Annotated in this window: 15 protein-coding genes; 9 read left to right on the top strand and 6 right to left on the bottom strand. The window is 71.1% G+C overall.

Features of this window, described 5'->3' with window-relative positions; translation table 11 throughout:
* Positions 1-266 precede the first annotated feature (266 nt).
* Positions 267-815 (top strand): RNA polymerase sigma factor, encoded by a 549-nt coding sequence (locus ABEA24_RS40150; RefSeq protein WP_345438466.1) that lies wholly within the window; start codon positions 267-269, stop codon positions 813-815.
* Positions 812-1,939, top strand: coding sequence for a TolB family protein (locus tag ABEA24_RS40145; protein ID WP_345438465.1), 1,128 nt, complete (start codon positions 812-814; stop codon positions 1,937-1,939). The genes ABEA24_RS40150 and ABEA24_RS40145 overlap by 4 nt, the downstream gene beginning before the upstream one ends.
* 64 nt (positions 1,940-2,003) lie before the next feature.
* Here the strand turns inward: ABEA24_RS40145 and ABEA24_RS40140 are convergent, their stop codons facing one another.
* Positions 2,004-2,555 carry an HIT family protein gene (locus ABEA24_RS40140; protein WP_345438464.1) on the bottom strand — a complete coding sequence of 184 codons (552 nt, stop codon included), beginning with the start codon at positions 2,553-2,555 and terminating at the stop codon, positions 2,004-2,006.
* Positions 2,556-2,646: 91 nt separating this feature from the next.
* Between ABEA24_RS40140 and ABEA24_RS40135 the strand changes: the two genes are divergently transcribed.
* The 3 genes from ABEA24_RS40135 (at position 2,647) to ABEA24_RS40125 (ending at position 4,751) form a co-directional block, all read left to right on the top strand.
* Positions 2,647-3,666: an aminotransferase class V-fold PLP-dependent enzyme gene (locus ABEA24_RS40135; protein WP_345438463.1), complete on the top strand. Its 1,020-nt coding sequence runs from the start codon at positions 2,647-2,649 to the stop codon at positions 3,664-3,666.
* Positions 3,667-3,747: 81 nt separating this feature from the next.
* Positions 3,748-4,554 carry a hypothetical protein gene (locus ABEA24_RS40130; RefSeq protein WP_345438462.1) on the top strand — a complete coding sequence of 269 codons (807 nt, stop codon included), beginning with the start codon at positions 3,748-3,750 and terminating at the stop codon, positions 4,552-4,554.
* A complete protein-coding gene (locus ABEA24_RS40125) occupies positions 4,536-4,751 on the top strand; it encodes a hypothetical protein (RefSeq protein ID WP_345438461.1) in 216 nt (71 codons plus the stop codon). The genes ABEA24_RS40130 and ABEA24_RS40125 overlap by 19 nt, the downstream gene beginning before the upstream one ends.
* A gap of 73 nt (positions 4,752-4,824) precedes the next feature.
* Here ABEA24_RS40125 and thrS read toward each other — a convergent pair whose 3' ends face one another.
* Both thrS and ABEA24_RS40115 read right to left on the bottom strand, forming a co-directional pair.
* A complete protein-coding gene (gene thrS, locus ABEA24_RS40120; protein WP_345438459.1) occupies positions 4,825-6,786 on the bottom strand; it encodes a threonine--tRNA ligase in 1,962 nt (653 codons plus the stop codon).
* A 233-nt stretch (positions 6,787-7,019) separates the two neighbouring features.
* Positions 7,020-8,921 carry a PIG-L family deacetylase gene (locus ABEA24_RS40115; protein ID WP_345438457.1) on the bottom strand — a complete coding sequence of 634 codons (1,902 nt, stop codon included), beginning with the start codon at positions 8,919-8,921 and terminating at the stop codon, positions 7,020-7,022.
* Positions 8,922-9,238: 317 nt separating this feature from the next.
* Between ABEA24_RS40115 and ABEA24_RS40110 the strand changes: the two genes are divergently transcribed.
* A complete protein-coding gene (locus ABEA24_RS40110) occupies positions 9,239-10,303 on the top strand; it encodes a sodium:calcium antiporter (protein WP_345438455.1) in 1,065 nt (354 codons plus the stop codon).
* A gap of 1 nt (position 10,304) precedes the next feature.
* On the opposite strand, the gene trxA is transcribed toward ABEA24_RS40110, so the two are convergent.
* On the bottom strand, positions 10,305-10,664 hold the full coding sequence (gene trxA / locus ABEA24_RS40105; RefSeq protein WP_345438453.1) for a thioredoxin: 360 nt from the start codon (positions 10,662-10,664) through the stop codon (positions 10,305-10,307).
* Between the two features lie 451 nt (positions 10,665-11,115).
* Between trxA and ABEA24_RS40100 the strand changes: the two genes are divergently transcribed.
* From ABEA24_RS40100 to ABEA24_RS40090, 3 genes are all read left to right on the top strand, one after another.
* Positions 11,116-12,414 carry a helix-turn-helix domain-containing protein gene (locus ABEA24_RS40100; protein WP_345438451.1) on the top strand — a complete coding sequence of 433 codons (1,299 nt, stop codon included), beginning with the start codon at positions 11,116-11,118 and terminating at the stop codon, positions 12,412-12,414.
* A gap of 113 nt (positions 12,415-12,527) precedes the next feature.
* The gene (locus tag ABEA24_RS40095) at positions 12,528-12,671 is read left to right on the top strand and encodes a hypothetical protein (RefSeq protein WP_345438449.1); all 144 of its coding nucleotides are present in this window, start codon (positions 12,528-12,530) and stop codon (positions 12,669-12,671) included.
* 172 nt (positions 12,672-12,843) lie between these two features.
* Positions 12,844-14,097 carry a glycosyl hydrolase family 8 gene (locus ABEA24_RS40090; RefSeq protein ID WP_345438447.1) on the top strand — a complete coding sequence of 418 codons (1,254 nt, stop codon included), beginning with the start codon at positions 12,844-12,846 and terminating at the stop codon, positions 14,095-14,097.
* On the opposite strand, the gene ABEA24_RS40085 is transcribed toward ABEA24_RS40090, so the two are convergent.
* Entirely contained in the window at positions 14,063-18,343 is a 4,281-nt protein-coding gene (locus tag ABEA24_RS40085) for an nSTAND1 domain-containing NTPase (RefSeq protein ID WP_345438445.1), read from the bottom strand. The two genes, ABEA24_RS40090 and ABEA24_RS40085, sit on opposite strands and share 35 nt — an antisense overlap.
* Positions 18,340-18,705, bottom strand: a complete 366-nt coding sequence (locus ABEA24_RS40080; RefSeq protein ID WP_345438444.1) for a CU044_2847 family protein — start codon at positions 18,703-18,705, stop codon at positions 18,340-18,342. Before ABEA24_RS40080 ends, ABEA24_RS40085 begins: the two co-directional genes overlap by 4 nt.
* Positions 18,706-18,885: the final 180 nt, after the last annotated feature.

Below are 18,885 nucleotides of genomic sequence, written 5' to 3'. Positions count from 1 at the left end.
GTGGCGCGGCCGCCCCACCACTCGGCGATTCGGTCTCGGAGCCGTGGTCCGCGGCCGACGCGACGTCCTCCGGTGTCGCCGTGCCGCCGGAACCACCGGCGAGGGCGTCGCACCCCTCCGCGATCTTTGCTCTCCTATCTTTTACATGTCATGAGGGCCTGTTTGGTTGCCCGCCGAACGAAAACTTATCCGGAAGGAAAGACGCCGGCGCCGTAGGAAGGCCCTCGGACGAGGCAACCGATCGGCCGCTCGCGCATTCAAGGAGCGTGGAAATCAACATCGTGAGCGTCCTGACCGGCCGGTCGGCCGACCCTCCGGAGCCCGCCGATCCGACGGAGGATCTCACCGCGCTCTTCCGGGATCACCACGCGGGGTTGGTGCGTCTCGCCCTGCTCATGGTCGGCGACCGGCCCACGGCCGAGGACGTCGTCCAGGACGCCTTCACGGCCCTGCATCGCCGGATGCCCCGGCTCGGCCCGGACGTCCGTCTCCTGCCCTACGTCCGCGCGTCCGTGCTGAACGGCTGCCGGATGGTGCTCCGGCGGCGGAAACTGGCGAGCCGGTTCCGTCCCGAGCCGGAGCCCGCCGTCTGGTCCGCGGAGGCCGCCGTCCTGCTCAGCGAGGACCGCCGCGAGGTGTTCGCCGCGCTGCGCACCCTGCCGCGCCGGCAGCGGGAGGCCCTCGCGCTGCGCTACTTCCTCGAACTGTCCGAGGCCGAGACCGCCGAGGTGATGGGCGTCAGCCGCGGCACCGTCAAGTCGACCACCTCCCGGGCGCTCGCCGCGCTCGCCAAGAAGCTCGGAGGCACCCCATGACGGAGATCGAAGATCGGCTCCGCGACGCGTACACGGCCGCGACGAGCACCGTACGACCGGAAGCCCTTCGCCCCCTGACCGCTCCCCCGGCCCGGCGCGCGAGGTCGCTGTGGGCGATTCCGGTCGCCGTGGCCGCCGCCGTGGCGCTCATCGTGACCGGTGCCGTCCTTCTGGGCAGTGAGGAACAGAAGTACCGCACCGATCCGGCCGCGGCGGCCGGCGCACCGGCGTACGCCGTCGCCCTCGTCGACAAGGGTGAGGACAAGCCGTACCGCGCCGTGGTGCTGAGCACCGCGACCGGTCGCCAGGTCGCCACGATCGCCGGAGCGTACCTGCAGGCATCGGTGGCCGCCGCCGGTGATCGGCGCACCTTCTTCCTCACCTCGCGGGTGGGCGACTGCGCCACCCGGATCTACCGGGTCCGCATCCGGGGTGACGGCTCGGTGACCTCGCCCGAGGCACTGCCCGGAGCTCCGATACCCGCCGACGGCGGAGAGGGCCATGGTCTCGCCGCGAGTCCGGACGGGCGGCGCGTCGCGTTCGGTGGGGACTGTGGGGACCTCGGGCGTCTCGTCGTCGTCGACACCGAGACGGGCCGGCAACAGGTCTGGACCTCGCAGACCGGTGACCCGGCGGATCGTGGGGTGAAGCAACCGACGTGGGCGCCGGACGGCCGCACAGTGGGCTTCCGGTACCACGCGCCGCCGAACGGCGAACTCCGCCTGCTCGACACGGATCACGCGCCGACCGGGGACCTTCTCACGGAATCCCGCGTGCTGCGGTCTCAGGACATGACGAAGGATCTCAGAAACGGTCACTTCGAAGACGGGCAGATCGAGTCGTTCATCTTCAACCCGGACGGCTCCCTCACCGCCATCGTCCAGCGGACGAATCACTCCTCCGGCGACGACCAGTTCGGGTTGATCCGGCTCACGGCAGCGGGCGTGCCCACCGGCCACGCAGACTGGCTCCCATCGTCGGCGCTCGTGTTCTACCTGCGCGTCGATCCGTCCGGCGAGCACTTCCTCGGCGGCGAAGGCGGCCGGATCGCGCGGGTGGACAACGGCCGGTTCTCCTGGCTGCATCGTCCTTCGGAGCCCTACTACTACGACGTCGCCTGGTAGTCCTCCACACGCGATCGTGCCGGTCGGCCCGCGCCATCGGCGGTCGACCGGCACGGATCGACGTTCAGTCCTGGGGCCAGGCGTCCGCGATGATCTGGCGGGTCTCGCGCAGGAGCTGGGGCAGGACCTTGGTCTGACCGATGACCGGCATGAAGTTTGTGTCCCCGCCCCAGCGGGGGACGACGTGCTGGTGGAGGTGCGCGGCGATGCCCGCGCCGGCGACCGTGCCGAGGTTCATGCCGACGTTGAACCCGTGGGCGCCGCTCGCCTTGCGCAGCGCGGTGATGGCGCACTGGGTGAGCCGGGAGAGCTCGGCGGTCTCCGCCTCGTCGAGCTCGGTGTAGTCCGCGACGTGCCGGTAGGGGCACACCATGAGGTGACCGGAGTTGTACGGGTAGAGGTTGAGGACGGCGAAGACGCTCTCCCCGCGCCGGACGATCAGGCCGTCCTCGTCGCTCATCTTCGGAATCTCGCAGAACGGGCACCCGTCGTCCGCTCCGGCGCCGGTGGGCTTGCTCTCGCCCTTGATGTAGGCCATCCGGTGAGGCGTCCACAGGCGCTGAAACTGGTCGGGATCCCCGACTCCGTACTGTTCCTCATGGTCGGACTCGGTCATGCCAGCAGCATAGGGCCGAGCCCCCGCAGGGCCCGCGTGCGGGTGCCGAACGAGCGCTAGGTTGCCGACGGCCACCGCTAGTCTCACCAGGATGAATCTTGACGAGGCGGTACGGCTCTGGGACCCGGAGCCGGGATGGCTGAACACCGCGAGCTACGGCATACCGCCGGAGCCGGCGTTCGAGGCGCTGCAGAGCGCGCTGGCCGAGTGGCGTCGCGGGGCCAACGGCTGGGACAAGTGGGACCGGTCCACCGATCGCGCGCGCAGCGCGTTCGCGCGTCTGGTCGGCGTCGCGGCCGACGACGTCTCCGTGGGCGCCTCCGCCTCGCAGGTGCTGGCCCCGGTCGCGGCCTCGCTGCCACCCGGCTCGCGCGTCGTCGTCCCCGACATCGAGCAGACGTCGAACCTGTTCCCCTGGCTCGTGCACGACCTCGACGTGCGCACGGCCCCGCCCGCCGACCTGCCCGGCGCGATCGACGAGCGTACGGACGCGGTCGCCTTCAGCCTGGTCCAGTCCGCGACGGGTGAGGTCGCCGCCGTGGACGAGGTCGTCACGGCGGCGCGGGCGCACGGCGCGCTCGTCGTCGCCGACGCCACCCAGGCGGTCGGCTGGCTACCGGTCGACGCGACGCCCTTCGACGTCCTCGCCGTCTCGGCGTACAAGTGGCTGATGTGCCCGCGCGGCACCGCCTTCTGCTACGTGAGCCCGGCCGTGCGCGACCGCATCCGGCCGATCGCCGCCAACTGGTACGCGGGTGACGGCGACGCCTCGTACGGGCCGCCGCTGCGGCTGGCGAAGGACGCCCGGCGATTCGACATCGCCGCCCCATGGTTCTCTTATGTCGCGGCCGCTCCAACGCTGGAACTGCTCCTGGAGATCGGCATCGGTCCGATCCACGACCATGACGTGCGGCTGGCCAACCGGTTCCGGGCCGGCCTCGGCATGCCGCCCGGCGACAGCGCGATCGTCAACGTCACCCGCCCCGGCGCGGCCGAGCGGCTCGCGGCGGCCGGCATCCGCGCATCCGTCCGCAACGGCGCGTCACGCCTCGCCTTCCACCTCTACACGACGGAAGCCGACGTCGACACCGCCGTCGCGGCGCTGATCTGAGCCCGACGATAGATGATCATCTGTCGGCGGACACTGTTACCCTCCCCGGCATCTCATTCGATCGTGCGGTGGAGGCGGTTCATGGACGTGGAGTCGGCCGGATCGGTTTCGGCGGATGCCGCCCTGGAGAGCGAGGACGTCGCCGAGGCGAGCTGCTACCTGCTGGAGTTCTCGGTGGGTTCGGGCGGCTCGCGCCTGGGAGATGTCTTCGTCGCCGCCGACCTCGCCGGGGTGCGGGAGATCTTCGAGCGACGCTACAAAGGTGCGACCGACCTGATCCCCTACCACGTGATGTGGTACGGAGCGGTCCTTCACCTTTGGGTGGTCCAGGGCGGCTCGATCGTGGAGGGTATCGATCTGCGGACGCAGCTGCGCAGTGGCGACCCCGCGTGCGACCGAACGCTGGCCCGGGTCGTCGCCCTCCAGGAGCGTGACCATGACGACGAGCGTGCCGAGGAGATCTGGGAAGACGTGGACGCCGTCATCGAGGAGAACAACTGGGACGCGGCCCCGACTCTGCCGCTGCTGGGCCGGGTGTTCGAGTTGCACGACCGGATCGACGAGGATCCCGATGGCGCGGAGACGGCACAGGACGAGCTCGATGCCATCAGAGAGGCGATCGACGAAGGCACCCTGCCTCGCCCCGACGGGTCCGCGCCCCAGACGCTGACACTGGACTGGGACGCCATGGCTGCGTCGGCTCCCGCACTGGCGGATCCGCTGCTGGCCTCCTCATGGGTGACCGTGGCGTGGGCCGGCGATCCGATTCGGGTCAAGGACAGCTATCTGTGTCATGACCTTCGCGGGAGCGACAGCGGCCGCATCGCCCTCCACGTCGGCTGCAACGACCTGGAGAGCGGCGAGGACGAGTGGCCGCAGGACGGCTGACCTCGGCCGCAGATCGGCAAGAGGAAAGAGCAGCGTTCGCACTCGTACGTGAGGAGGCAGACGGCACCGAGCACGTCGCCTGGGGCATGGCCCTGCCCGACGGGCGGGCGGTCACGTTCGGCACAGACAACGTCGGGGAGTGGTCGAGTCCGGCGGGCGCCGCCCGCCTCATGTTCGCGGATCTACGGTGGCTGTGATCGGCGAAGACGAATGATCCCCGGCGCGTGCTGTGTGCTCAGGCACGGCACGCGCCGGGGATCATGGACGGTCTCAGACCTGGACGCGGCTCTCCACGGCCTTGACGATCTCCTCGACGGCCTCGTCGATGGGGATGCCGTTCTTCTGCTCGCCATTGCGGTAGCGGAACGACACGGCGTCCTTGGCGACGTCGTCGTCGCCGGCCAGCAGCATGAAGGGCACCTTCTGCTTCTGCGCGTTGCGGATCTTCTTCTGCATCCGGTCGCCGGAGGTGTCGACCTCCACCCGGATGCCCCGGTCGCGCAGCTTGGAAGCGATCTTCTGCAAGTGCGGGACGTGGTCGTCGGAGATGGGGATGCCGACCGCCTGCACCGGGGCCAGCCACGGCGGGAGCGCGCCCGCGTAGTGCTCGAGGAGCACGCCGAAGAACCGCTCGATCGACCCGAACAGCGCGCGGTGGATCATCGCCGGGGTCTGACGGGTGCCGTCGGCCGCCTGGTACTCCAGGCCGAAGCGCTTGGGCTGGTTGAAGTCGAGCTGGATGGTCGACAGCTGCCAGGTCCGGCCGATGGCGTCCTTGGCCTGCACGGAGATCTTCGGGCCGTAGAACGCGGCCCCGCCCGGGTCGTCCACCAGCTCCAGCCCGGACTCCTCGGCCGCCTGGCGCAGCGCCTCGGTCGCCTCCGCCCAGTCCGCGTCGTCGCCGATGAACTTGTCGGAGTCGTCCTTGGTTGACAGCTCCAGGAAGAACTCGGAGAGGCCGAAGTCGCGCAGCACGCTGAGCACGAAGCCCAGCAGCGACTTGATCTCGTCGCCCATCTGCTCCTTGGTGGTGTAGATGTGCGAGTCGTCCTGGGTCATGCCGCGCACGCGGGTGAGGCCGTGCACCACGCCCGACTTCTCGTACCGGTACACCGAGCCGAACTCGCACATCCGCAGCGGCAGCTCTCGGTAGGACCGCCCGCGCGCCCGGAAGATCAGGTTGTGCATCGGGCAGTTCATCGGCTTGACCCGGTACTCGACCTCGTCCACCTCGAAGGGCGAGAACATGTCGTCGCCGTAGTACGGCAGGTGGCCGGAGATCTCGAAGAGCGACGACTTGGTGATGTGCGGGGTGTTGACGAACTCGTAGCCCGCCTCCTGCTGCCGCCGCCGCATGTAGTCCTCCATCTCCTTACGGACGATGCCGCCCTTGGGGTGGAAGACGGGCAGCCCGCTGCCCAGCTCAGGCGGGAAGGAGAACAGGTCCAGCTCGGCGCCGAGCTTGCGGTGGTCGCGCTTCTCGGCCTCCTCCAGGAAGCTCAGGTACTCGTCCTGCTTCTCCCGGGACTCCCACGCGGTGCCGTAGATGCGCTGGAGCTGAGGGTTCTTCTCGCTGCCCCGCCAGTACGCGCCGCCGGACCGCATCAGCTTGAACGCGGGGATGACGCGGGTGGACGGCAGGTGCGGGCCGCGGCACAGGTCCTTCCAGCGCAGCTCGCCGCTCTTGGCGTCGAGGTTGTCGTAGATGGTCAGCTCACCGCCGCCGACCTCCACGCTCTCCTCGTCCGCCGCGGCGCCCTTGAGGCCGATGAGCTCCAGCTTGTACGGCTCGGCGGCGAGCTCCTCGCGGGCCTCGTCGTCGGCGACGACCCGGCGCGAGAACCGCTGCCCCTGCTTGACGATCTCCCGCATCTTCTTCTCGACGCGCTTGAGGTCCTCGGGCTGGAAGGGGTGCTCGACGTCGAAGTCGTAGTAGAAGCCGTTCTCGACGGGCGGGCCGATGCCGAGCCTGGCCTCGGGGAACAGCTCCTGCACCGCCTGCGCCATGACGTGCGCGGCAGAGTGACGCATGATGGCGCGGCCCTCGGGCGAGTCGATCGCGATCGGCTCGACGACGTCGCCGTCGCGCAGGACGTACGCCAGGTCGCGGGCCTGGCCTCCGACACGGGCGGCGATCACGGTGCGGCCGTCGGCGCCGAGCGCTTCTCCGGCAGTGGTGCCGGCCGCCACCACACGCTCGCTTCCGTCGAGGGTGATGCGCAGCTCAGACACGGAAACTCCTCGATGGTCAGGGATATCGGGTTCGAATGCTATCGACTGTGCGGGTCCAGGGGACGCCATCGACTCCATGGTCGCTCCTTTCGCGTGGCGGGAGCGAGCCGGGATACGCGAAGGCCCCGGGATCGCTCCCGGGGCCTCGGCTGTGAAGATCAGTGCAGACAGCCGTCGCGCCGGGGCTTGCCCGGCGTCGTCGTCTCGAATATGGCCGCCATGGGCGCAGTGTATCAGCGGCCTATCGCCCGCCAGGCGACTTTCGTGCCGCCGGAGCGGGACGCCACGTGCAGCCGTCCGTCGGCGCCCAGAGCGCACAGTTCCCCGCCGCCCGGCAGCGGCGCCGGGACCCCGACCAGCTGTACCCGGGGCGGTCTCCCGGTGACGGGCGGCTCGCCGTCGAGGCCTCGCGCGGCGCTGACGACCGCCGGGCTGTCCCAGAGCTTCGCCGCGACCTGACGGGAGATCGTCAGTGTCCGCGCGGTCCACGGCTCGCGGAACAGCACTCTGATCCGGCCGTCGGCCTGCTCGGCTGAGAGCGGCGCGATCGCCCCGGCCACCGGGAGGGCGCCCGCGAAGACGAGGGGCTTGCCCTGCGCGCGCTGACGCCACCACAGGATCTGCGAGCGGGTCGCGGCGAACAGCTCGATCAACCCGCCGTCGGTGACGACCGCCGCAAGTCCGTCCTGGACGTCCCCGTACCGCAGGTGCTTCTTCTTCTTCGGCTGAGGGGAGGCGACCTGCTTCAGGTCGATGCCCGGCAGGTCCGTCCACGCGTGGCTCCAGCCGCTCGCGCCGAGGAAGCGCGCGCTGACGCCCCCGCGCCCGTTGCGGACGAACGCCGCGACCATGCCCGAGCCGTCGACCACGGCCACCGGGGTCCCGGCCTGGTTGCGGATCTTCGCCGGGTCCGGGCGGCCGAGGGACCGCCAGCCCCGCTGGTCGTACGCGACGATCTCCCCGGTGTCGGAGCGCAGGCCGAGCACCACCGGCCCGGCGGTGGCCACCGCCGGCGCCAGCGGGCCGCCCGGATCGCCGAGGAACCGGGGTGCCGACCAGCGGCCGCCCGTGCGCCGCCAGGCGACCAGGCGGCCCCCTCCCACCGCGTACACGGTGTCCGTCGCGGTGAAGCCGGTGCCGCGCGGCCACCGGTAGACCATCCGCGCCTCGTAGGCGTCCCAGTGGGGGTTCTCGGCGTTGATGCGGTAGTCGTGCGCGGAGTAGGCGGCGAACACGCGCTGCTTGAACTTGTTGTCGGCCTCGCTGAGGTTCACCGCCAGGTTGCGGATGTTGTAGTCCCGGTAGTTGACCTGCAGCACGAGCCGGTCGGGGTGGCGTGCGACGTAGCGGCGCACGGCCTCGCCGGCGAAGCGCGCGGCGGCGATGTGATCGGGGTGGTCCGCGCTGTACCGCTCGTCGGGGGCGGTGTCCTGGGCGCGTACGACGGTCGGCCGGAAGCTCTGGATCAGGTCGGTGAGCGCGGTGAGGACGTCCTCCCGGCTCAGACATCGCCGGTACGGCGAGCCCTCGGGCGCCTGCGTCCAGCCGCACCGCTCCGGATGGCCCTCGGCGCTCCACAGCTTGCCCAGGGTGTGCCAGCTAAGGCTGGCGCGCGGGTCGCGCCCGTCCGGCAGGAGCATGAACACCAGCCGGATGTCGGGCCGGTCGACGAGGGAGTACGACTGCAGCCGCAGCGAGCCGGCCGTGAGGGTCTCCTGCCGCCACCGGTCGCGGACGCCGAGCATCAGGGCGTACGCCGTCCGCAGGCCGGTCTCGCGTTCGGCCACGTAGGCGTTCACGTCGTGGGTGTCGGGCGGGACTCCGGCCTTGCTCTCCCCCGCGCTGAGGTAGACGGTCAGGTGCGCCGATCCGGCGCGCAGCGACTCCGACAGGTCCGGCGTCATGAACAGCAGGTCGTCGTCCTCGTGGGCGACGATCTGCAGGTAGCGGGAGCGCGCCGCGGGCGTTCCCGGGGCCGCCGCGCCGTGGCGGTTCACCGACGCGCGCGTGTTGCTCTCGGAGAGCAGGCCGATGCCCGTGCCCAGCCCGGCCGCGGCGACCGCACCGACCAGGAAGAACCGCCGCCGATCGGGTCCGAACAGCGGAGCTCCGGACGCGGACGGTTCGTTGGACATGCGGCGGACACTCCCATGTTCGGCGCGGATGAGTGGGAACCAAATGAGTATCGCGGAACGCCGGACCTGTCCGTGCGCGGAAACGGGACACCGGACCTGTACGTGCGGAAACGGGACGTCGGTCCGTCAAGTAAGCTGGACCCGGCGAAGGGGAGTAGTCCCGCCTGCCGGTCGTCGACATGCTGGAGCGCTCAGCGCTCCCGGTGCCCGGGCCCCGTGACAGGGGTGGACGAGACCTTCGGCTGTCGGTGACCGCTGATCACCGTGAGCCGAGGTCTCTTTTTCTTGTCTCACGGTGCCCGATCGATGAGGAACTCATGCTGCACGTCGTGATCCTGCTGGCATGCGCCGTCGCGATCTACTTGTCCTGCGAGTGGTTCGTCAACGCCGTGGAATGGCTGGGCGTCCGGCTGAAGGTCGGCCCGCTCGCCGTCGGGACCCTGCTCGCCGCGTTCGGCACGGCGCTCCCGGAGAGTGTCGTGACGTTCGTCGCCGTGGTGTTCGGCTCCGGCGGGGCGCAGAAGGACATCGGTGTCGGAGCCGCGATGGGCGGCCCCCTGGCCCTGGCCACCGTCGCCTACGGCGTGACCGGCTTCATGATGCTGACCAGCCGCCGGAAGGTCCAGGCCGCCGCCCGTACGGCCGCCCCCGTCGGCGGCGGAGCCGGAGCGGCCGCCGAGGACACGACGGGCGGCTCACCGGGCGACGACCTGGGCGACACCGGCAAACTCGCGCGCGACCAGCGGTGGTTCCTCGCCATCTTCGTGGTGAAGGTGGCGCTGGGCCTGGTGGCCTTCGCGTTCAAGCCCTGGCTCGGCCTGCTCTTCTTCGCCGCGTACGCGGTCTACTTCTGGCGGGAGCTGCGCGACGGCGGAGAGCACGGCGACGGCGCGGACCTGGAGCCGCTGCTCCTGCAGCGCCGCCGCCAAACGCCCGCGACCTGGGCCGTCATCACGCAGAGCGTCGTCACCCTTGCGATCATCTTCTTCGCGTCACAGCTGTTCGTGCACCAGCTCGACGCGATCGGCCCCATGATCGGCCTGCCCGCGGCGGTCACCGCGCTGCTGCTCTCCCCCATCGCCACCGAGCTGCCCGAGATCATGAACGCCGTGATCTGGGTTCGCCAGGGCAAGACGCCGCTCGCCCTGGCCAACATCAGCGGCGCGATGATGATCCAGGCGACCGTGCCGTCCGGGCTGGGCATCCTGTTCACGCCGTGGCGGTTCGACGGCGCCCTGCTCCTGTCGGGCGTGGTCACGATGGCGGCCATGGTGTTCCTGCTGGCGATGCTCAGGACGGGCCGCCTCACCGCCCGGACCCTGACCCTGGCGGCCGGTTTCTACGCCGTCTTCGGGCTCTGCCTGATCCCGATCCTGGCCTAGGTCAGGCCTTCTTGGCCAGGCGGGTGCGCACGTCCTCCATGTCGAGGGCGCGGACCTGCTCGATGAGGCTCTCGAGGGACTCGGCGGGGAGCGCGCCGGGCTGGGCGAACACGATCACCCCGTCGCGGATCGCCATGATCGTCGGGATGGACCTGATGTCGAAGCGCATGGCCAGGTCCTCTTCGGCCTCGGTGTCGACCTTGCCGAAGACGATGTCCTCGTGGGTGGCGGACGCCTCCTCGTAGATGGGCGCGAACATCTTGCACGGCCCGCACCAGCTGGCCCAGAAGTCGACCAGCACGATGCCGTCGCCGCTCGCCGTCTTGTCGAAATTCTCGGAGGTCAGCGTCGTCGTCGCCATGTCACAGCTCCTCGATGTCGGGGTCATCGGGTCCCGTCAGGTCACCCGCCCCCAGCACAACAGAGGAGTCACCCCGGTAATTCCGGTGGCATGCCGGCGCTCGGCCCGGCGATGTGGCCACGACCCTCGGCGTCGCATCCCGGCTCCCGGTCATGCCGGGGGCATCCGGGATGTGCGGCTCCTCGAGGGTCATCGCCGGACCGGCCGCGGAACGCGCCTGTCCCGGCGCGCCGCGGAGTCGGGACGGGTCGGTCAGCAGCACCTGATCGTCGTGTCGATCTCAGAACCCGGCGAGGCGGTCGAGGCGGAGGCTGAGACGACGCTGACGGCCTGCACGCTGACGAGTGAAGTGACTATAGCCAACAGGAACAGGGCGATGGCCCTGCGAAGATGTGACATTGTTTTCTATCCTTTCGCATGGTTCTGTCATTTTCTTGTAGAGGCGGGCGGGATGCCAGGTCAAGAATCGCTCGGGGAACGGGTTCGTAACTTGCGGCTGCGCAAGCAGCTTTCTCAGGCCCAGCTGGCCTGGCCGGAACTCTCCGACAGCTACGTGTCACTCATTGAAAGCGGCAAGCGCACCCCCGCACCGAGCATGGTGGCACTTCTGGCGCGCAAGCTCGGCTGCTCCGAGTCGTACCTGCTCACCGGCGTCACCGAGGAGACGATCAGCGGGCTGCGGGAGACGCTGGGCTATGCGGAGATCGCCCTGCAGAACGGCGCCGCCGCCGAGGCCCGCATCCGCTTCGCGGAGGTCCTCACCGACCCCGCCCTCGCTGATCTGCCCGCGCTCGCGCACGAGGCCCGCTGGGGTCACGCGCTGGCCCTCGAGGCGACCGGAGCGCTCGAGGAGGCGATCAGCGACCTCGAACTCGCGACCGAGACGCTCTCGCCGCTGTCGGAGCCCGAGCGCTGGGCCGAGGTCCACACCGCGCTCAGCCGATGCCACCGCGAACGCGGGGATCTGGCCCACAGCATCCGGGTCGGCGAGGACGCGCTCGATCAGCTGACCGCGGCGGGCGGGCCGTGGACCGACACGATGGTGATGCTCGGCTCCACCATCCTGGCGGCCTACGAGCAGCGCGGCGATCTGGCGTACGCGCGGCAACTCGCCGAGATGCTCATCGAGCGCGCGGAGGCCATCGGCAGCCCGCGCGCGCTGATGGCCGCGTACTGGAACGCCGCCTGGGTGGCGGACCTGCGCAGCGAGGCCCGGGAAGCGCTCAGGCTGTCCGAACGCGCGATCGCGCTCCTCGGCGAGGAGGACGATCCCCGCAACCTGCCCCGGTTGCGGGCCGTGTACGCGCACTTCCTGCTGCGCGTCCACCCCGACCAGGCCGAGCGCGCCCTCGAGCTGATGCACCGGGCCGAGCGCGAGATGGACTCCAGCTCCGCGAGTACGGTCGACATCGCCTACTGCCTCATGTACCAGGCGCGGGCCGAGATCGTGCTCGGGCGGCCGATCGAGGCCGCGGCGCTGGCGCGGCGGGCGACCGACATGCTCACCGACACGGCCGGCATGGCCATCGCCGAGGCCTACACCGTCCTGGGCGACGCGCAGGTGCGCCTCGGACTCCGAGAGGAGGGGGTCGCCGCGTTCTCCCAGGCGGTGGAGTACCTGGAGAAGATGGAGGCGCACCGGCCCGCCGCCCGCGCGTGGTTCGACCTGGCGGAGCTGCTCGGGGCCGCGGGGCAGGCCGACGGGCAGAAGGCGGCCTTCCAGCGGGCTCTCGCCTGCATGGGGCTCTGAGTCCGAGTTCGAGGGAACCGATCGGCACCGCCTCGCGTCTGTCTTGTCGTTCATGGAAGGCTTGCTCCAGAAAAGCTGGATAGAGCCTGAAGTACGACTCTCGGAGGAATGACGTGACGGTTCGGCGGATCCGACTGGCGGCGGTCGTGGCACTCACCCCCGCGCTGCTGACGCTGTCGGCCTGCGGTCACTCTCATCACCACGTGGTGCACCACCACGTCGTCCACCATGTCGTGGTGCACCACCGCCATCACTGACCGGAGCCCGCCGGCCGGAGTCCCCGGCCGGCCACCTCCACCGATTCGCCGACCCCTCTTGACTCGCGCGCGAAGCGGACTCATCCTCGGAGCTTGTTAGGAAACCTTCCTAACACCCGTCGGGTGTCGGCGTGCCGCCCCGGCGGCGCAGTCCCCCGCCGAGGAGGCCCGCATGTTCCACAGAAGGGGCCGGTCGACTGCCCTCACGACCGCGGTCGCCGCCGTCTCGCTCCCCCTCGTCGCCGCGACCGGCCAGGCCGGCGCCGCTCCGGCGGCCATGGCCCGGCCGGCCCTTGCGGCCGCCGCCCCCGCCCACCCGTTCCCGGCGCACGTGACGTACAAGACGGGCGTCATGCCGTCCGCGAGCCAGTCCGCGCGGGACGCCGCCGTCACGAAGCAGTACGACTCCTGGAAGAGCAAGTACCTGCGTGCCGCCTGCGGCGGCTACCTCGTCTACGCGACCGGGGACGCCCCGAACAAGGGCACGGTCTCCGAGGCGCAGGGCTACGGGATGAACATCGTGCCGCTCATGGCCGGCTACGACTCCGACGCCAAGGCGGAGTTCGACGGGCTGTGGCACGTGGTGTCCACCCACCGCGACTCCCAGGGCATGATGCAGTGGAAGATCGACGGCAAGTCGTGCAAGTACGCCGACTCCGGCACGCCCGACGGCGCCACGGACGGCGACCTGGACGTCGGGTACGGCCTGGTCCTCGCCGACAAGCAGTGGGGCGGCTACACCAGCGCGGCCAAGGACTGGCTGGCCAAGCTCTACGCCGCCGACGTCGCCTCCGACGGGCACCTCAAGTGCGAGGACGACGGGCCGAACACCGACACCCGCCCGTCCGACCACATGCTCGACCACCTGCGCGCCTTCGCCGCCTACGACACCGCCCACGACTGGAACAAGGTCGTCACGCGCACCGAGGCGGTCATCCAGGCGTTCACCGCGAAGTACTCCCCCACCGCGAACCTCCTGTCGGACTTCGTGGTGAACGCGAACACCAGCAGCCCGAAACCGGCACCCGCCGACTACCAGGAGAGCCAGCCGGACAACATCGTCGGCTACAACTCCGTGCGCGTGCCGTGGCACATGGGCACCGACGCCCTGGTGTACGGGTCGTCCGTGAGCACCGGCGTCGCCACGAAGGAGTCGGCGAGCTACAAGAGCCACGCGGGCGGCGACCCGGCGAAGATCTACCCGCACACCAAGCTCGACGGCACCCCCACCCAGACCGACGACCAGTCCGAGGCCGCCAACGACCCGGTCGGCGTGGCCGCGATGGCCGCCGGCGACCAGGCCTGGACCGACAAGCTGTGGAACTTCCTGGCCACGAACCCGTACGGCGACACGTACTACGGCGAGACGATCAAGATGCTCGTCTACATCGTCATGGCCGGTGACTACTGGTCCCCCGCGAGCTGACGTCGGCGGCGCCACCCGTGGAGGGGCACGCGGGCCGGCCGGGCAGGGGCACCGGCAGGCCCGCGCGCTCATCGGGGGTGAAGTCGCGGTAACCGATGACCTGGCACAGCCGGCGGGCCCAGGCCTCGGGATCGAGCACGAGCGGTCCGCCGGCGTCGTCGCCGTTGGCGTACAGCACCGTCCGGCCGTCCCTCGACGCGTCGATGAACTGGTAATGCGGGCCGGAGATCGTGTCCGACGCGCCCCCGAAGTCGTACGACTGCTCGTAGGCGCGGGCGCCGACCCGGTAGACGCGTACGGCGTTGTTGGAGGCCAGCAGAAACCGGCCGTGCGTGCCGAGGAACCGGGCGACGAAGACGTCATCGCCCAAGCTGGGCAGTGGACCGAGTTCCCGGCGGAGGGGATGGCGCCGCCACAGTTCGACCACGCTTCCGTGGCGGAGCACGGCGAAGTAGCGTCCGCTGGGGTCGTACAGGATTCCGATCGTGTCCGTTCCGATCGTCATGTCGGGCCTGAGCCGGCCGGTCCGCAGGTCGAGGACGCGGACCGTCCGGTCGCCGCCGGCGAGGACCATCACTTCGTCGCCGGTCGTGTATCCGCTGACGTAGAGCTGGGGAACGCCCCCGGCGACCGTCGGATGCAGCGACGTGGCGTCGAACTCGGCCAGTCGCCGCCCGTCCCGGGGGTCCCACAGCTGGATCCGGGTGCCCGACACGGTGACCAGGCGATCCGCCCGGTCGAAGAAGTACGTCAGGAGGCTCGAGGACGCGGTCCCGGCCGGCGGTGGCGGGACGGTGATCCGCGCCGTCGGCCGCAGCGAGGCGGCGTCGCGCACGGCGATGAGGGATTCGCCCTCCCGGTCCGCCAGCAGCCTCCCGGCCCGGTCGAACCGGATGACGTCGGTCTTGTCGGGGACGTGGTACGGCTTCGCCAGGGCGGCGTCGGCCAGCAGCCTCTCGGTTCCCCCGGTGGTGCGCAGCTGCAGGCGGGACCCGTCCTTGGCGACGTAGACGATGCGACCGCCGTCGGGTGTGAGCGCGGCACCGCCGACGTCGAGGCTTCCCGGCCCGGACGGCAGGAGCGTGTAGCTGATCTGCGTGTCGGCGGTGCCGATTAGCATGGGCCCGCGGGCGGTCGCCGCCAGGCGCGGGTAGTAGGAGGCGTACACCCCGTCGGGCAGGTGGATCTGTGAGATCTGCCGGCCCTCGTCCAGGTCGATGAGGCTCATCGAGGAGGCCCCTCCGATCGCGACGCGGTGCCCGGTCACGTCGGTGGCGGCCAGCTGGCAGACGCTCTCGCCCTTCTGCGTGTACGGCCGGCCCAGCGGCGCGCCGTCGGAGACGCGCCGCGCGGCCACGGCCGCCCCGCCGCTCCCGGTCCGGCAGAAGGACACGACGCCCCCGTCACCGGACACGCCGAAGCCGCTGACACCGGTCGCCACGGTCCGCTTCGCGCCCGTCAGCAGGTCGACGGCGACGACGCTCTCGGTGTGCGACGAACCCGAGTCGTACACGCCGGTCAGCACCGTCCGGCTGTCGGGACCGAACCACACCGTGCCGTCGTTGTGCGCCGGGGCGGGCACGCGCCGGGGCCCGCCGCCCGTCCGCAGGTCCCACCAGACGACGTGGGCGCTGGACTCCGAGGCGAGCAGCTCGCCGTCCGCCGACATGTCCGCCCTGTTGTCGGCGAACGAGTCCTCGGCGACCTCGGGCGCCGCGGGCAGCCGATGCGGCCCGCCGACCTGGCCGCGGCCGGCGTCGCGCACGTCGTACCACTCCACTGAGCCGTCGATATTGACGAACGCGACCCGCTCACCGCCGGGGGCGACCACCGGGAAGTCCACCTGGGTGTCGGAGTCCAGCCGCCGCTGCCGCACGCGGCCGTCGGCGGCGTGGGTGAACAGCGTCGCCGTGCCCTGCCGCGTGCGCGCCAGCAGGACGCTGCCGTCGCGGCTCGCGTGGATCCTGCCGACCTGCCCGAGCAGCCCCGAGAGGGTGCGGTCGGACCAGGAGTACTTGAGGTACGCCCGCAGCAGCGCGTTGCGCGCCTCCTGCGTGGGCGAGGTGCGGTACGCGGCGAGCGCGAGCATCACCGACTGCGCCGGATCCAGGTAGGCCTCGTCCGCCGAGGCCTGCACGAGCGCCCGCGAGTCGGCCAGCGCGTCCAATTCGGCGCTGACATGCCGCTGGTAGGCGAACAGTGACCCCAGGACCAGGGCCAGCGCGACCAGGCCCGCCAACCCGGACAGCAACGCCCGGCGCCGGCGGACGCGCGTACGGCGGTGCAGCCGCCCTTGGCGCAGATAGTCGCGTTCGGCGTCGCTCAGGTAGGCCGCGCGTTCGCCCGGCCAGCGATCAGCGAGCTCGAGGGCGGACGACGTCGGCAGCAGGTCAGGCGTCCGGCCGGCGCCGTTCCACCGGTCCACGTCATGCCGGAGCGATTCACGCCAGGCGAGGAACGAGCGGTCGTCGGCGACCCAGGCGCCCAGCCTGTCCCAGCCGCTGATCAGCGCCTCGTGGGCCAGCTCCACGGTTTCGACGCCCTCGCCGTCCCGGTCGGTCACGAGAAGCCGGGTCGCGGCGAGCCGCCGGGCGATGTCCCATTCCTCCGCGCTCATCTCGGAGCGCAGGGCGGTCCTTCGCGTCGCGGTGGTGGATCCGATCGGGAGGCCGATGAGGCGGGTGAATAAACGCTTGGCGTCGGGTTCCTCCGACACGGGAACGCTTTCGGCCCATACCCTCTCGGCGTACGCGCTCAACGCTCCGGGGACTTCGCCGAGCTCCTCGTAGGCGGCGTGGGTGAGCCGGCCACCGCTCTGCTGTCGCCACAGCAGATCGAGGGTGAAGCCGAGCAGGGAGAGCGCTCCGGGCTCGGCGCCGGTGTCGGAGAGGATGCGGTCGACGAGCCGGGCCTCATAGGCGACTCCGGGAATCGCCGCGACCGGTGCGGTGACGACCCGCCGGAGATCCTCCTCGGACATCGCGCCGAGGACGTAGACCGGGCTCCGTACGACGGGGGCGATCCGGGGGTGGGCGAGCGCGGTCTCCAGGAAGTCGGCGCGCAGGGTGGTGAGCACGCTGACGGCGTCCGGCAGCGCGCCGGTGAACAGCACGTCGGCCAGCGCGTCCACCGCCTCGGTCTCCTGGGCGAGCAGTTCCTCGAACTGGTCGACCACGATCAGCAGACGGTTCCGCCCCGTGTCCCGCAGCACCTGTGGCACCAGATCGGCCAGGCCGCCTTGGGCCAGCGCGTCCCTGAGCCCCGGGAGCCGCAGGAGGCGTTCGGTGGCGCCCAGGTCGGGCTCGATCAAGGGCAGGAGCGCGGACGCCAGCGCGGACAGCGGACTGCTGCCGGAACCCGGCCGCAGCACGGCCACCGCGAAGCCCTCCGCCCTCAGCCGCGGGACGACGCCCGCCAGCGCCAGTGAGGACTTGCCGGAGCCGGACGGGCCGACCAGGCACACCCGGCGTTCGGCGCGCACCATGGCCGCGAGGTCGTCGCTCTCCTTCTCGCGGCCGTGGAACACCCCGGCGTCGGCCTCCTGGAACGCCGCCAGGCCCCGGAACGGCGACGGCGGGAGGACGAGCCCGCGAAGCGGCGGCCAGGCCGCCATCAGGGCCTCGGTCGGGATGAGGTAGCTCACCGGCGGCTCACCCGCTTCGGCGACCGCCATCATGCCGACCGCGCCGACCAGGCTCTCGTCCCACACCGCGCCGCCGCTGAAACCGCCGGAGATCCGGTAGCCGGCCCCGGCGAGGTCGACCTGCACCCAGCCGTCGGCCTGCCGCGACCGGAGTACGCCCGAGTGCCACACCCCGCCGGGACGCCCGAGGGGAAAGCCGAACGCACGCGCGGGATGCCCCCACAGGTCCCGGGCCTCCACCAGGCGGATCGGCCGGGCACCGGGCGGCGATCCGTGGAGCCGGAGCACGGCGACGTCCCCGGGCGTCCCCGTCGCCCTGCCCTGCTCGGCCGCCGGCACCCAGTGCTCGACGCTCGCCTCGGCCGACGGCGCGGTTGGCAGCAGCGGCAGGTCCAGCCGGAGGCGGGCGGACGCGTCGGGCCGCGTCCCATCGTCGGTGCCGAGGGCGGCGGAGACGACATGGGCGCAGGTCAGCGCGAGCTCGGGGGTGACCAGGAAGCCCCCTCCGACCGGATCACCGTTCGCGTCGTGGATCCGGAGCATCGCCGCGTCCAGGGCCGTGGGCCCCAGCCCCGTCGCCGCCTCCGGGCCCACGGAGGTCATGAGGAGACGGCGGCCGGATCACCAGGGTCGGAGCCTGCGGGTCTCCACTTCAGCGACACCGAGAAGGCCGCCTCCGCGGCCGTACTGGTGATCATCACGTCGGCCTCCGCGGACAGCGACAGGCCGAACTCGACGGCGATCTCATCGGGGGCGTCGACCATCTCGCGGAAGCTGCTGACGAAATTCTCCGCGACGGGCCGGATGCCGGCGAGCATCTCGCCGAGCGAGCGGGTGGCCCGCGCGACGACCTGACCCGGCCGGGCCGCCTTGACCAGGCCGTCGGCGGACTCGGCGATCTGGACCTTGACCACTTCCGCCGGTTCGCCGTTCACCGTCACGGGCAGCTCGACCAGATACGCCATGATCCTCTTCCGCTCGTCACCGCTCTTCGCGGCATCCCCGTACCCATCCGGGACATCCGCCCCGGACCGCCGTACATACGGCGCCGCGCTGCCGAACGTACAACAGGAGCGGCCGATGCAGAAGGTGATCGCGGGATGACCGTTCCATCGCCGGAACGCCCACTGGCCGCCGCGGGCCCG

It is taken from the genome of Actinoallomurus vinaceus, from assembly GCF_039542055.1.
Lineage (GTDB): Bacteria > Actinomycetota > Actinomycetes > Streptosporangiales > Streptosporangiaceae > Actinoallomurus > Actinoallomurus vinaceus.
Note: the sequence above shows the minus strand (reverse complement) of the source record. Positions and strands in the feature narration are given on the sequence as shown.

Excerpts from the sequence above, each read along its gene's own strand:
- ABEA24_RS40145 (WP_345438465.1), top strand. The coding sequence starts at position 812 with ATGACGGAGATCGAAGATCGGCTCCGCGACGCGTACACGGCCGCGACG.
- ABEA24_RS40140 (WP_345438464.1), bottom strand. The coding sequence starts at position 2,555 with ATGACCGAGTCCGACCATGAGGAACAGTACGGAGTCGGGGATCCCGAC.
- ABEA24_RS40135 (WP_345438463.1), top strand. The coding sequence starts at position 2,647 with ATGAATCTTGACGAGGCGGTACGGCTCTGGGACCCGGAGCCGGGATGG.
- ABEA24_RS40130 (WP_345438462.1), top strand. The coding sequence starts at position 3,748 with ATGGACGTGGAGTCGGCCGGATCGGTTTCGGCGGATGCCGCCCTGGAG.
- ABEA24_RS40115 (WP_345438457.1), bottom strand. The coding sequence starts at position 8,921 with ATGTCCAACGAACCGTCCGCGTCCGGAGCTCCGCTGTTCGGACCCGAT.
- ABEA24_RS40110 (WP_345438455.1), top strand. The coding sequence starts at position 9,239 with ATGCTGCACGTCGTGATCCTGCTGGCATGCGCCGTCGCGATCTACTTG.
- trxA (WP_345438453.1), bottom strand. The coding sequence starts at position 10,664 with ATGGCGACGACGACGCTGACCTCCGAGAATTTCGACAAGACGGCGAGC.
- ABEA24_RS40100 (WP_345438451.1), top strand. The coding sequence starts at position 11,116 with ATGCCAGGTCAAGAATCGCTCGGGGAACGGGTTCGTAACTTGCGGCTG.
- ABEA24_RS40090 (WP_345438447.1), top strand. The coding sequence starts at position 12,844 with ATGTTCCACAGAAGGGGCCGGTCGACTGCCCTCACGACCGCGGTCGCC.
- ABEA24_RS40085 (WP_345438445.1), bottom strand. The coding sequence starts at position 18,343 with ATGACCTCCGTGGGCCCGGAGGCGGCGACGGGGCTGGGGCCCACGGCC.
- ABEA24_RS40080 (WP_345438444.1), bottom strand. The coding sequence starts at position 18,705 with ATGGCGTATCTGGTCGAGCTGCCCGTGACGGTGAACGGCGAACCGGCG.